The following is a 12,687-nucleotide window of genomic DNA, read 5'->3' on the forward strand; positions in this document are numbered from 1 at the left end:
TCGGTGTGCGGCGCCCGGCCTCAATCGCCCTGGTTGCGGGCCAGGGCGACCACCAGGTCGGCCTCGGCCCGAGCGATGCCGCAACGCTCGGCAATGGTTTCGGCGTCGTGCCCCAGCATGGCCATCTGCATGGCGTCGCTGTAGAGGGGCGACATGTTCTGGGAAGCCTTGATCTGGCCGACCTGGCCGCGCATCTCTTCGCGCAGGGTGGCGAACTCGTGGCGCAGCACCGCCACTTCCTCCCGCAGCTGGCCCAGTTCGAGCTGGACCGCCTTGTAGTACTGCTCTTCGGCAAAGTCCTTGGCCGGCGGTTCGTTCCAGGCGAAGGCGGGCTTTTCGGGGCGGCTGTAGACCGGGTCCGGATGCTCGTCGCCGGCCTCGTCGTCGCCATCGTCCCCGACCTCGCCCAGGCTCGGCGCCTTGGGCGCCGGCGCGGCTGCCTCCTGGCGGCGGCGGGCCAGGCGCTTCAGGCGCAGCAGCACGAACAGGATGTACAGCCCCAGGAGGGCAATGATGCCCACCACGGCTTCACGCCAGCCCATGCCGGCAGCCGCCAGCCAGGTGTCGAGATTCATGGGGTATGCCGCGCCTTGTCAGTCATGGGGCCGTATTATGCCAGAGGGCTCGTGCCGGCGCGGGCTCTTAACGCGGCCGCTCCAGGCCCCGCCTAGGCCGCCACCTTGTTGCGGTAGAAGGCCTTGTCGGCGATGTACACGGTGCGCTCGACGATGGTGTGCACCACCCCGTGACGGTCCTTCAGCTCCACCGTATAGGTGCGTTCGCACTCCCCGTCCCGGGCGACGATTTCGCGCACCAGTTCGGTCTCCGCATCGTCGATGTGGAATTCGGCAAAAAGGGGCGCCCGGCCCGGCTTGCGGTAGCGGATGGCGCCGGCCTTGTCCCAGATGATGTAGTCGTGGCCCAGCTGCAGGGCCAGCAGGGTGGGATGAAGGCCATCGGTGGTGGCGAACAGGGCGCCGCCGAAAATGGTGCCGACGGCGTTGCGGGTGCCCCGGTTGAGGGGCAGCTTGACCACGATGCGCTTCAGGTCGGCGGAAACGTGGATGACCCGGCCGCCGGTGGCGCGCCAGGCGGGAAACCAGTTGAAACCCCAGCGCAGGATGGCCGGGCGCCAGGCGGGGGGCAGCTTTTTCCACCATTTGGGCAGCATGGTCGGGAATCTCCTTGGGGAATGGCTTGGCGCAACGGGTGCGGCGCCGGCCGGCGCCCGCCCCGTGGCCTTTGTCGGGGATGCAGCTTACAACAAGTCGGTAAACGCAAAAATGCCCCGGCCGGCACCGCCCCTGGAGGAGAACGGCACCGGCCGGGGCGCGCTGCGCCTTACAGGGCCTCGAACAGGCCCGCGGCACCCATGCCGGTGCCGATGCACATGGTGACCATGCCCCACTTCTTGTTTTCCCGGCGCATGCCGTGCACCAGGGTGGCGGTGCGGATGGCGCCGGTGGCGCCCAGGGGATGGCCGAGGGCGATGGCGCCGCCCTGGGGATTGATCTTGGCCGGGTCCAGACCCAGTTCCCGGGTCACCGCCAGGGCCTGGGCGGCGAAGGCCTCATTCAGCTCGATCCAGTCCAGGTCGTCCTGCTTGATGCCGGCCTGGGCCAGGACCTTGGGAATGGCGGCGATGGGGCCGATGCCCATGATCTCCGGCGGCACGCCGGCCACGGAGAAACCGGCGAAACGGGCCAGGGGCTGCAGGTTGAACTGCTTGAGGATCTTCTCGGAGACCAGCAGCACGGCACCGGCGCCGTCGGACATCTGGGAGGAGTTGCCGGCGGTGACGCTGCCCCGGGCGTTGAACACGGGCTTCAGCTTGGCCAGACCCTGCAGGCTGGAATCGGGACGGGGGCCTTCGTCGGTGTCGCAGACCTTCTCGACGATGCGCACGGTGCCGCTCTTCAAGTCCGGCAGGTGGGCGCGCACGGTGTAGGGGCTGATCTCGTCCTTGAACTTGCCGGCGGCGATGGCGGCCACGGCCTTCTGGTGGGAGGCCACGGCGAAGGCATCCTGGTCGTCACGGCTGATGCCCCACTTCTGGGCCACCTTCTCGGCGGTGAGGCCCATGCCGTAGGCGATGGCCACGTTCTCGTCCTTCTCGAAAATGGCCGGGTTGAGGGACACCTTGTTGCCCATCATCTGGGACATCAGGCTCATGGTCTCGGTGCCGGCAGCCAGCATCACGTCGGCCTCGCCCAGGCGGATGCGGGCGGCGGCATCGGCCACGGCCTGCACGCCGGAGGAACAGAAGCGGTTGATGGTGATGCCCGGCACGGTGTCCGGCAGGCCGGCCAGGAGCAGGCCGATGCGGGCCACGTTCATGCCCTGCTCGGCTTCCGGCATGGCGCAGCCGACAATCACGTCTTCCACCAGGGCCGGGTCCAGCTGGGGCACCTGGGCCATGACGGACTTGAGGGCGTGGGCCAGCATGTCGTCGGGACGGGTGGTCTTGAACATGCCGTTGCGCTTGGCCACCGGCAGACGGGTGGCGGCGACGATGTAGGCGTCTTGGATTTGTTTGGTCATTGTTTGTCTCCTTCCCCTTAATTACGCAGGGGCTTGCCGGTCTCAAGCATGTGCTTGATGCGGGCCTGGGTTTCCGGGGTTTTCAGCAGTTCGACGAATTCGCGGCGCTCCACGGTGAGCAGCCATTCGTCGTCCACCCGGCTGCCCTGCTCCACGTCGCCGCCGCACAGGGCGATGGCGGCGGAGCGGGCCACCCGGTAATCGTGGGCGGAGATGAAACCGCCCTCCTTCATGTTCACCAGCATCATCTCCAGGGTGGCAATGCCGGGACGGCCGGCCACCGGGATGTTGCGGGCCCGCAGGGGCGGACGGTAGCCGGCCTGGGCCATGGCCCGGGCGCGGCCCAGGGCCACGTGCAGCAGTTCGTGGGCGTTGAAGACCACGTCGTCCGACTCCTTGGCGAAGCCCATTTCCTGCACTTCCAGGGCGCTCTTGGCCACCTTGGCCATGGCGATGGTCTGGAACACGTTCTGCAGGAAGGGGAACAGTTCGCCGCCGGCCTGGCGGGCACCGAACTGGGCGGCGCGGATGGCGAATTCCTTGCAGCCGCCGCCGGCGGGAATCAGGCCGACGCCCGCTTCCACCAGACCGACGTAGCTTTCCAGGGCCATGACCCGGTGGGCCGCATGCATGACGAACTCGCAGCCGCCGCCCAGGGCCATGCCCTGCACGGCCGCCACGGTGGGCACCTGGGCGTGCTTGAAGGCCATGGAGGCGCGCTGGAACTTGGCCACGGTGGCCTCCAGCTTGTCGAACTCGCCCTTGGCGCAGGCTTCGCCCACCTGCTGCAGGTTGGCGCCGACGGCGAAGGGGGCTTCGTGCCAGATGACCAGGCCGTCGAAGTCCCGCTCGGCCCGGCTGACTGCTTCGAGCACGCCGTCCAGCACCTCGTCGCCGATGGCGTGCATCTTGGAGGTGATGGAGAGAATGGCGATCTTCGGGTCCTGGGCATGGGTCCACAGGCGCACCCCGGCGTTTTCCCAGACGGTCTCACCCTTGGCGGCGGGGGCTTCGCCCAGCACGGTCTCGGGATAGAGCTGGCGGCCGTACACCGGCAGGCTGGAACGGGGCTTGAGGCCCTGTTCGGCGGCGGACCAGGAGCCGGCGGGTTCATGCACCCCGTCCCGGGCCATGACCCAGGCAGGCAGGGGCGCCGGGCTCATGGCCAGGCCGGCGTCGATGTCGGCCTGCACGGCGGCGGCAATGGCTTTCCAGCCGGCCGCCTGCCAGGTCTCGAAGGGGCCCATGGCCCAGCCAAAGCCCCAGCGCATGGCGAAATCCACATCCCGGGCGTTGTCGGCGATGGATTCCAGATGGAAGGCGCAGTAGTGGAAGACGTCCCGGTAGATGGCCCACAGGAACTGGGCCTGCTTGTGGCCGGAGGCGCGCAGGGCGGCGAACTTCTCGGCCGGGTTCTTGATCTTGAGGATCTCGGCCACTTCCGGCGCGATCTCGCCGGCGGAGGTACGGTAATCCTGCTTGGCCAGGTCCAGCACCTGGATTTCCTTGCCCTGCTTACGGAAGATGCCGCCCTTGGTCTTCTGGCCCAGGGCGCCCTTCTCGATCAGGGCGGCCAGCCAGGCCGGGGCCTGGAAGTGGCTGTGCCAGGGGTCGCCGGGCAGGGTGTCCTGCATGGTCTTGACCACGTGGGCCAGGGTGTCCAGGCCCACCACGTCGGCGGTGCGGTAGGTGGCGCTCTTGGGACGGCCGATCTTGGGGCCGGTCAGGGCATCCACCTCGTCGAAGCCCATCTCCAGGCGCTGGGTGTGGTGCATCACCGCCAGGATGGAGAAGACGCCGACCCGGTTGGCGACGAAGTTGGGGGTGTCCTTGGCCCGCACCACGCTCTTGCCGAGGCGGGAGACCAGCCAGGTTTCCAGGCGGTCCAGCATGGCCGGATCGGAGTCGGTGGTGGCGATGATTTCCACCAGGGGCATGTAGCGCGGCGGATTGAAGAAGTGGATGCCGCAGAAGTTGGCCCGCTTCTCCGCCGGCACGGTGGAGGACAGCTTGTTGATGGACAGGCCCGAGGTGTTGGAGGCGACGATGGCGCCGGCCTTCAGGTGGGGCGCGATCTTGCGGTAGAGGTCCTCCTTCCACTCCATCTTCTCGGCGATGGCCTCGATCACCAGGTCGCACTCGCCCAGCAGGGCCAGGTGCTGCTCGTAGTTCGCGGCATCGATGTGGGCCAGGCGCTCCTTGCTCGCCAGGGGGGCCGGGTCCAGCTTCTTCAAGCCGTCCAGGGCCTTCTTGACGATGCCGTTGGGGTCGCCCTCCTTGGCCGCCAGGTCGAAAAGCACCACCGGCACATCGGCGTTGGCGAGATGGGCGGCGATCTGGGCCCCCATCACGCCGGCGCCGAGCACGGCAGCCCGGCGGACGATCAGTTTGCTGTTCTCACTCATGGTCTTCTTGTCTCCTTCACTTCACTAGTTGTTCCCGCATGGCGCGCTTGTTCAGCTTGCCAACGCTGGTTCGAGCCAGACTCTCGAGGAATCTGACGTTTTCCGGTACACCGTACTTGGAAATATGGCCCTGGTCGGCAAAGACCTTCACATGGGCTTGGATATCTGCGGCCGACACCTGGTCGGCGAATTCGGGCTTGAGCACCACCAGGGCCAGGGGGCGTTCGCCCCACTTCTCGTCGGGCACGCCGATGACGGCCACTTCGCTGACCCCCGGGTGGCGGCCGATGAGGTCCTCCAGTTCGAGGGAGGAGACCCACTCGCCACCGGTCTTGATCACGTCCTTGATGCGGTCGGTGACCTGCAGGTAGCCCTGGGGGTCGATGTGGCCGATGTCCTGGGTGTGCAGCCAGCCGCCATCCCACAGATGCTCCGAGGCCTCCGGGTTATAGAGATAGCCCTGGGTCAGCCAGGGGGCGCGCACCACCACCTCGCCGGCGCTCTTGCCGTCCCGTGGGCAGTCACCCATCTGGGCGTCCACGGTGCGCAGGGCCACCAGGGGCACGGGCCGGCCGGTCTTGACCCGTACCGCCACGTTGGCATCGGCATCGGCCAGCAGCGCCGGATCTTCCATCTGGGCCAGGGTCAGGATGGGACAGGTCTCGGACATGCCGTAGCCGGTGAACACATCGATGCCCCGCTCCAGGGCCGCCTTGGCCAGACCCGTGGTGAGGGCAGAGCCGCCGATGATGACCTTCCACCGGGAAAGGTCCACCTGCTTGCCATAGGGCGTCAGCAGCAGCATGTGCAGGATGGTGGGGACGCAGTGGGAGAAGGTGACCTGCTCCTTCTCGATCAGCTTGAGGATGGCTTCGGGCTGGTAGCGCCCCGGATAGACCTGCTTCACCCCCGCCAGGGTGGCGATGTAGGGCATGCCCCAGGCGTGCACATGGAACATGGGGGTCAGGGGCATGTAAATGTCGTCCCGGTGGAATCCCCCCTGTTGCGGCGCCAGGGCCAGGGCAGAGCAGACGGCCAGGGTGTGCAGCACCAGCTGGCGGTGGCTGAAATAGACGCCCTTGGGCAGGCCGGTGGTGCCGGTGGTGTAGAAGGTGGTGGCCCGGGTGTTTTCGTCGAAATCGGGAAAGTCGTAGTGGTCCGGGCAGTCGGCCAGCAGGGCTTCGTACTCGCCGGCAAAGCCTTCCGGCAGGTCGCCGCCTTCGTCGTCCAGCAGAACGAAGCGTTTCACCGTGGCCAGCTCGCCGCGGATTTGCGCCAGCACCGGCAGGAATTCCCGGTTCACCAGCAGCACGCTGGCCTGGGCATGGTTCAGGGTGTACAGGATCTGGTCCGGCGACAGGCGCACATTCACGGTCTGCAGCACGGCGCCCAGCATGGGCACGCCGAAGAAGCACTCCAGGTAGCGGTGACTGTCCCAATCCATGACCGCCACCGTGTCGCCGCCCTGGACCCCCAGGCGGCTCAGGGCATGGCCCTGGCGGTTGATGCGCAGGGCCAGGGCCCGGTAGGTGTGGCGCACCTTGTCCCCATAGACGATTTCCTGCTGCGGCGCCGTCGCCAGGGGAGTATGCAGCAGCTGCTTGATCAGCAGGGGATAGGTGTAGGCGGAGGGTGTGACCTGGATGGGTTGCATGGACATGGCGGAAGTCTCCCGGCGTTGTTCTGGCTTATCGCCCGCCGGCGGCCGCGCCTGCGACCCTGGCAATAGACCTATCGCGCCGAAAGAGTGTCTTTCCGGCAGGTACGACCCGATGCCCAGCGGACTCCTTGAAACAAGACAGAGTCTTTGTTTCCGCGACGATTCTACGAACAATCGCCGCTCCGCCGGATTGCCGGTTGCGCCTATTTACTTGCATAATCGGCCATTCCTCATGCCGCAGCGCACAAGAAATCCCAGGCCATGGCCGCCCCGTCATCGAGCACCGTCCCCATCAGCTTCGTGCACCACCTGCTGGCCGGCACTGCCATCGAGCCCCCTCGACGTACGGCCCTGGTGCAACAGGCCGGCATCGCGCCGGCCTTGCTGACAGCCGATACCGCCCGCGTCACCACGGAGCAGTTCGCCACCCTCTACCGCCTGCTGGCGCGGGAGCTGGACGACGAACTGCCCGGCATGTTCTCCCGCCCGGTGCGGGCCGGCGCCTTCAAGTTCCTCTGCCTGAGCCTGCTCGAATCGGCCAACCTGCAGACTGCCCTGTTCCGCTTCACCCGCTTCTTCCATCTGCTGCTGGACGACTTCGCCATCGACCTCTCGCGCCAGGGCGGCCTGGTGCGCATCGCCCTCATCCCCCAGACTCCGGCGGCGCCCGCAAACACCTTCGGCCAGGAGATCATGCTCAAGCTGATCCACGGCGTCGCCTCCTGGCTGACCGGCCACAAGATGACCCTGGCCCGGGTGGACTGCGCCTATCCGCGACCACGCCATGCCTCGGAGTACGTTTTTCTCTATCCGGGGCCGGTGCATTTCGACCAGGGGCAGTCGGCCCTGTACTTCGAGGCCAGCGCCCTGGCCACACCGATCCGGCAGGACAAGAACTCCCTCGGCACCTTCCTCAGCAAGGCCCCGGGCGGCTGGCTCTTCGTTTCCTTTGCCGAGCGCCTGGTCAGCCAGAAGGTGCGGGAGACCCTGGAAAAACAACTGGAACGCTCCCTTTCCATCGAAACGGTGGCGCGCAGCCTGCACACGTCGGTGCGCAGCCTGACCCGCCACCTGGCGACGGAAGGCACCACCTTCCAGGCCATCAAGGATGAACTGCGCCGGGACGTGGCCATCCAGCGCCTGACCCAGACCGACATGCCCATCGCCGTGATCGGCACCGCCGTAGGCTTCGACGACCCGACCACCTTCCACCGCGCCTTCCGCAAATGGACGGGCAGCACGCCGGGCGCCTACCGGCTGCGGCGCTGACAGGGGAACGGGAAAAATCGGCATCGGCCTCGCCTATAATTCAAACGAACGTTTGAATTATAGGCTTTGACACTCTTCCGTCAAGAGGCATGCATCGCTATGCCGCAAAAGAAAAACGCCCCGGCAAGCCGGGGCGTTTTCACGGGGAGACGAGGCCGCTCAGAAGTTCATGGAGTACTGGACACCCAGCACCTGCACGGAGCTGTCATAGTCGCCGACCAGACGGCCGGTAACGGCGGGGTTTGCACTGGTTTCGTCGCCATGGGCACTCTTGGCCTTGACGTAGGCATAGCCGACATCAAGATTGCTGCCCTTGTTCAGCTTGTACTGGGCACCAATGGTGTACCACACCCGATCCTGGTCGGGCAGGCGCGGGGTGCGCAGGCCTTCCTTCACCGGAGACTGGTCGAAAGCCAGGCCCAGACGCAGCTTCCAGGCATCGGTGGCCTGGAAGTTGGCGCCCACGGCAACACGCCAGGTATCGCGCCAGTCATACTTGCTGACCTTGTCGGCGGAACCGTCGGAGAACTGGACGCGCAGTTCCGGCACATCGGACCAGCTGGTGCGGCTGATGTCGCCCAGCAGCTCCCACTTGTTGTTCAACTGGTGGGTGGCACTGATGATGAAGGTGTCGGGCAGTTTGACATTCACCTTGGCATTGCCGGAGGTGGAATTCAGACCATAGACGCCGGCACCAATCGCCACCGTACCAGCAGTGAAACCGGAAACGCTGTACTTGCCTTCCAGCTCATGCTTGACGGCGGAGCGGTAGGAGACGCCAATCTTGGTCGCGGCGGAAGGTTTGAAGGTCAGCCCCAGGTTGTAGCCCCAGGCCCAGCTATCGCCGGCCACGGACAACAGACCGTCGGGAATGGGGGCGCCGAGAGGACGGCCGTTAAGGGCGGTCTCGATCTGGGCATCGAACTTCTGATAGTTGATACCGCCGCCGATGGAGAGCTGCTCATTCACCTTGTAGGCCAGGTTGGCGTTGAAGTTCATCGCCTTCACGTCGGTGATGGTGGCGTAGTACTGGCCGATCCAGTTCTTGCTCCAGGCCGTACGCATGCCGAAGGGAGCATTCAGCCCGAAGCCGAAGGTCAGGTCCTTGCTCAGGGGCAAGGCCAGGTAGAAGTTGGGAACAAAGGCGGCGTCGCCGCCATCCACACCGCTCTTGGCCAGATTATTTCGACCCAAGGGGTTGGTGGAAGCCGAATTGTTAAAAGTCGAATCCAGCTCGATATAGTTCACACCGGTGGAAAACTGGCGCCCCTCCAGATCCGCCAGGTTGGCGGCATTGAAATACTGGCCGGAGGCGTTCTCGGACACGGCGGCAGAACCGGCGTAGGCATTGCCGAGGCCGGTGGCGTTCTGTTCCAGCAACTGGAAGCCGGCAGCGGAAGCGGTACCGGAAACTGCCCCCAGGACCAACAACGGCAACAACTTCATGGAAGTCTTCAACATCGTTTTGTCTCCTATTTATGATTGTGGTTTGGGAGGCGAACCTCCCGGGTAAAACACCTGCTCTCAGCCCTCGGGCGGCACTTCCCGCTTGTTGCCGCTGACGTCGATGGCCACGTAGGTCAGGGTGGCCTCCGTCACCTTGACGGTGATGGGCTTGAAATAATTGCGCTCGGCATAGACCTCCACACTGAGGGTGATGGAAGTGCGGCCGACCTTGACGATGTCGGTGTAGAAGCTGACGACATCGCCGATGGAAATGGGCTGCTTGAACTGGAAGGCATTGACGGCGACCGTGGTCACCCGTCCGCGGGCCCGACGCATGGCGGCGACGCCGCCGGCAATGTCCACCTGGGACATGACCCAGCCGCCGAAGATGTCGCCGTTCGGATTCATGTCCGACGGCATGGTCATCAGGCGCAGGGTGGGTTGCTTTTCGGGCAGTTGGACGGGGATTTCAGGCATGTCGGCTCCTAGCGTAGTTGAGCGGTCCGCCCGTGAAGGGGGCGAAACCGGTGCCGAATATTACGCCGGCGTCCGCCAGCTCGGCATCCGCTACGACACCTGCATCGACCAATTGTTGCGTCCGCTGCAGCAGGGGCTGCACCAGCCGTTCGGCCAGACCGGCCGGCACTGCGCCCGCCGCCCCCTTCTGGATCTTGCCGGCCGGATAGGCGTAGAAACCCTTGCCGCTCTTGCGCCCCAGATCGCCGCGCTCGAAGCGTTGCACCAGGCACTTGGGCGGCTCCGTACCGTTGCCGGCCAGGGCCTTGCCGGCCGCCATGGCAATGTCCAGGCCGACGGTGTCGGCCAGTTCGATGGGCCCCATGGGCATGCCGAAGGCCAGGGCCGCTTCATCCACCGTCTCCGGGGCGATGCCCTCGTCCACGCAGCGCATGGCTTCCAGCAGGTAGGGGCCGAGCACGGCATTGACCAGGAAGCCGGGGGCGCTCTTAACCGGCAGGGGCAGCTTGTCGATGCCGCGCACGAAGGCGCAGGCCTGGCGCGTCACTTCCGCATCGCCGCCCTCGGCCGTCACCACCTCCACCAGGGGCATCTTCGCCACCGGGTTGAAGAAGTGGATGCCCACCAGGCGTTCCGGCCGCTGCAGGACGGTACGGATGTCCTCCAGCTTCAGGCTGGAGGTGTTGGTGGCCAGCACGGCATCGGGCTTCATCCGGGCCTCCAGGCCCTTGAGCAGGCTGTGCTTGGCTTCCAGGTTCTCGAAGATGGCCTCGATGACCACGTCGGCATGGGCGGCGCCGTGGCCTTCCGGATCGGGGATGAGCCGGTCCATGACGGCGCGCAGCTGCAGCTTGTCCCTGATGCGCCGGGCAAAGCCGGCGTGGGCCCGCTTGATGGCAGGAGCGATGCGCTCCACGTTCTGGTCCTGCAGGGTCACGGTGAGACCGCGGCCGGCGCACCAGGCGGCGATGTCTCCCCCCATGACGCCGGCCCCCACCACGTGCACCCGCTTGGCGACGAAAGCGGAATCCTTGCCGAAAGCCTTCAGCCGCTCCTGCAGGTGGAATACCCGCACCAGGTTGCGGGCGGTGGCGGAACGGACGATGCGATCGGTGATCTCGGGCGCCGCCAGGGCGTTGCCGTCGTACTTGGCCCACAGGTCGATGATGGCGTAGGGCGCTGGATAGTGCTCGGGACGGGCCCGCTTGGCCACCTGCTTGCGCGCCTGGCCCGCCACCACGCCGCGCAGGGGGCCCAGGAAGAGGCGCTGCAGCAGCGGCAGGGGCTTGCGGGACGGCGGGTTGAGGGCCAGCTGGCGGGCAGCGGATTCCATCACCCGGGGCGGCACGCACTCGTCGGCCAGGCCCAGGCGCTTGGCCTTTTTCGCATCCACGGTCTTGCCGGCCAGCATCAGGTCCAGGGCCACGGCGGGACCGACCCGCCGGGGCAGGCGCAGCATGCCGCCCCAGCCGGGGAAGATGCCGAGCATGACTTCGGGCAGGCCCAGCTTGGTGCCCGGCTCGTCCACCACCAGCAGGGTACGGCAGGCCAGGGCCAGTTCCAGGCCGCCGCCCAGGCAGTGGCCCCGCACCAGGGCCAGGGTCGGATAGGGTACGGCGGCGAGGCGGTTGAACAGCTCCCAGCCCCGGGCCACCATGGCCTTGGCGGCCTCCGGCGAATCCAGCTGGTCGAATTCGGAAATGTCGGCCCCGGCAATGAAGCCGGCGCTCTTGGCGGAGCGGATGATGAGGGCCTTGGGCGGCTGGCGGTCGAGCTCGTCCAGCACGCCGGAGAGTTCGGCCATGACGGCCTTGGACAGGGAATTGGCACTCTCCCCGGCCTTGTCCAGGGACAGCCAGGCGAGGCCGCCGGCCTCCCGGGTGAGGTGCCAGTGCTGTTGGGTCAGGGAGGTTTGGGTATGCATGTTCATGGTCTACCTTCAGTGAAAGGTATGGCTACCGGCGGCAAAGGCCAGGGACACCGCCCCCGTGCCCACGTTGACCGCGGCGGTGTTGCTCATCATGGAAATCAGGATCTCGGCGCCCTTCTCCTGCACCGCCGCCGCCAGGTCGGCATAGCCGGGCAGGCCGGGCACGGTGGCCGGATCGCCGCCGTAGCTGATGCAGACGTGGGGCGACTCCAGGCCGGCCCGCACCTGCCGCGCCGCGTTGGCGAAGAGGCGCTGCACGCCGGCCTCGAAGCCGCGCACCTTGGCGATGGAGCGGGTGACGTCCCGGTTGCAGTGCAGGATGGGCTTCATGTCCAGCATCTGGCCGAGCTTGTAGGTGCCCCAGTTGATGCTGCTGTCGCCCTTCTTGGCGGCCCGCTTGTAGATGTGGAAGAGGTCCGCCGGCACCAGGTAGGTGTGGATGTGGTCCACCAGCTGGCGCAGGCGGGTGCCGATCTCGCTGGGCGTGCCGCCGAGACGGATCAGGCGCACCGCTTCCGCCGCCAGCACGGCCTGGCCGGTGAACAGGTTGCGGCTGGAGAGCACGCACAGGCCGAAGCGGCCCGGCTTGCCGATTTCCCGGCGCGGGTCCTTGTACTTGGTGAGGACGGTGCGCGAGGCCTGCATGGCATGGTCGTAGATGGGGCTGCGCTCGCTGGTGATGGTGAGGACGAAGACGTAGTCGTAGTCGATCACCATCTTGTCCAGGAACACCTGCTCGATCTGGGCCGGGCTGTAGGGGAAGGACTCGGCAAAATCCTCGCTGCGCCGGTCCACATGGGTGGCGTAGAAGCGATGGGTCTCGTCCGGGTCGCGCCGGTCCTGGATCACCGCGCCGCCGATGCGCAGGGAGATGGGCAGGACCACGATCTCGTGCTCGTCGAGGAACTGCCGGGGCAGGTCGCAGCAGGAATCGACAATGATGCCGATGCGCATGGCGG

10 protein-coding genes are annotated in these 12,687 nt (G+C 66.5%); 1 reads left to right on the forward strand and 9 read right to left on the reverse strand.

What is annotated here, in order from left to right; all coding sequences use genetic code 11:
• Positions 1-20: 20 nt before the first annotated feature.
• The 5 genes from EV678_RS08895 to EV678_RS08915 form a co-directional block, all read right to left on the reverse strand.
• Complete coding sequence (locus tag EV678_RS08895) at positions 21-575, reverse strand: DUF2802 domain-containing protein (protein WP_014235435.1); 555 nt, start codon at positions 573-575, stop codon at positions 21-23.
• A 92-nt stretch (positions 576-667) separates the two neighbouring features.
• Positions 668-1,171 carry a DUF4442 domain-containing protein gene (locus EV678_RS08900; RefSeq protein ID WP_014235436.1) on the reverse strand — a complete coding sequence of 168 codons (504 nt, stop codon included), beginning with the start codon at positions 1,169-1,171 and terminating at the stop codon, positions 668-670.
• Positions 1,172-1,341: 170 nt separating this feature from the next.
• Complete coding sequence (locus EV678_RS08905; protein ID WP_130459221.1) at positions 1,342-2,541, reverse strand: acetyl-CoA C-acyltransferase; 1,200 nt, start codon at positions 2,539-2,541, stop codon at positions 1,342-1,344.
• Between the two features lie 17 nt (positions 2,542-2,558).
• Positions 2,559-4,946, reverse strand: a complete 2,388-nt coding sequence (locus EV678_RS08910; RefSeq protein WP_130459222.1) for a 3-hydroxyacyl-CoA dehydrogenase/enoyl-CoA hydratase family protein — start codon at positions 4,944-4,946, stop codon at positions 2,559-2,561.
• Between the two features lie 16 nt (positions 4,947-4,962).
• Positions 4,963-6,606, reverse strand: a complete 1,644-nt coding sequence (locus EV678_RS08915) for a fatty acid--CoA ligase (protein ID WP_130459223.1) — start codon at positions 6,604-6,606, stop codon at positions 4,963-4,965.
• Positions 6,607-6,867: 261 nt separating this feature from the next.
• Between EV678_RS08915 and EV678_RS08920 the strand changes: the two genes are divergently transcribed.
• Positions 6,868-7,875, forward strand: coding sequence for an AraC family transcriptional regulator (locus EV678_RS08920; protein ID WP_130459224.1), 1,008 nt, complete (start codon positions 6,868-6,870; stop codon positions 7,873-7,875).
• A gap of 159 nt (positions 7,876-8,034) precedes the next feature.
• Here the strand turns inward: EV678_RS08920 and EV678_RS08925 are convergent, their stop codons facing one another.
• From EV678_RS08925 to EV678_RS08940, 4 genes are all read right to left on the reverse strand, one after another.
• Positions 8,035-9,336, reverse strand: coding sequence for an OmpP1/FadL family transporter (locus EV678_RS08925; protein ID WP_130459225.1), 1,302 nt, complete (start codon positions 9,334-9,336; stop codon positions 8,035-8,037).
• A gap of 63 nt (positions 9,337-9,399) precedes the next feature.
• Complete coding sequence (locus EV678_RS08930; RefSeq protein WP_014235442.1) at positions 9,400-9,798, reverse strand: acyl-CoA thioesterase; 399 nt, start codon at positions 9,796-9,798, stop codon at positions 9,400-9,402.
• Positions 9,791-11,722, reverse strand: a complete 1,932-nt coding sequence (locus EV678_RS08935; RefSeq protein ID WP_130459226.1) for a 3-hydroxyacyl-CoA dehydrogenase NAD-binding domain-containing protein — start codon at positions 11,720-11,722, stop codon at positions 9,791-9,793. Before EV678_RS08935 ends, EV678_RS08930 begins: the two co-directional genes overlap by 8 nt.
• Before the next feature lie 15 nt (positions 11,723-11,737).
• Positions 11,738-12,682, reverse strand: a complete 945-nt coding sequence (locus EV678_RS08940) for a DegV family protein (protein ID WP_014235444.1) — start codon at positions 12,680-12,682, stop codon at positions 11,738-11,740.
• Positions 12,683-12,687 lie beyond the last annotated feature (5 nt).

Origin of the sequence: Azospira oryzae (assembly GCF_004217225.1) — a bacterium.
Taxonomy (GTDB): Bacteria; Pseudomonadota; Gammaproteobacteria; order Burkholderiales; family Rhodocyclaceae; genus Azospira; species Azospira oryzae.

Bases quoted from the DNA above. Each gene is read 5' to 3' on its own strand.
- EV678_RS08940 (WP_014235444.1), bottom strand. From the start codon at position 12,682: ATGCGCATCGGCATCATTGTCGATTCCTGCTGCGACCTGCCCCGGCAG.
- EV678_RS08935 (WP_130459226.1), bottom strand. From the start codon at position 11,722: ATGCATACCCAAACCTCCCTGACCCAACAGCACTGGCACCTCACCCGG.
- EV678_RS08910 (WP_130459222.1), bottom strand. From the start codon at position 4,946: ATGAGTGAGAACAGCAAACTGATCGTCCGCCGGGCTGCCGTGCTCGGC.
- EV678_RS08920 (WP_130459224.1), top strand. From the start codon at position 6,868: ATGGCCGCCCCGTCATCGAGCACCGTCCCCATCAGCTTCGTGCACCAC.
- EV678_RS08895 (WP_014235435.1), bottom strand. From the start codon at position 575: ATGAATCTCGACACCTGGCTGGCGGCTGCCGGCATGGGCTGGCGTGAA.
- EV678_RS08915 (WP_130459223.1), bottom strand. From the start codon at position 6,606: ATGTCCATGCAACCCATCCAGGTCACACCCTCCGCCTACACCTATCCC.
- EV678_RS08900 (WP_014235436.1), bottom strand. From the start codon at position 1,171: ATGCTGCCCAAATGGTGGAAAAAGCTGCCCCCCGCCTGGCGCCCGGCC.
- EV678_RS08930 (WP_014235442.1), bottom strand. From the start codon at position 9,798: ATGCCTGAAATCCCCGTCCAACTGCCCGAAAAGCAACCCACCCTGCGC.
- EV678_RS08905 (WP_130459221.1), bottom strand. From the start codon at position 2,541: ATGACCAAACAAATCCAAGACGCCTACATCGTCGCCGCCACCCGTCTG.
- EV678_RS08925 (WP_130459225.1), bottom strand. From the start codon at position 9,336: ATGTTGAAGACTTCCATGAAGTTGTTGCCGTTGTTGGTCCTGGGGGCA.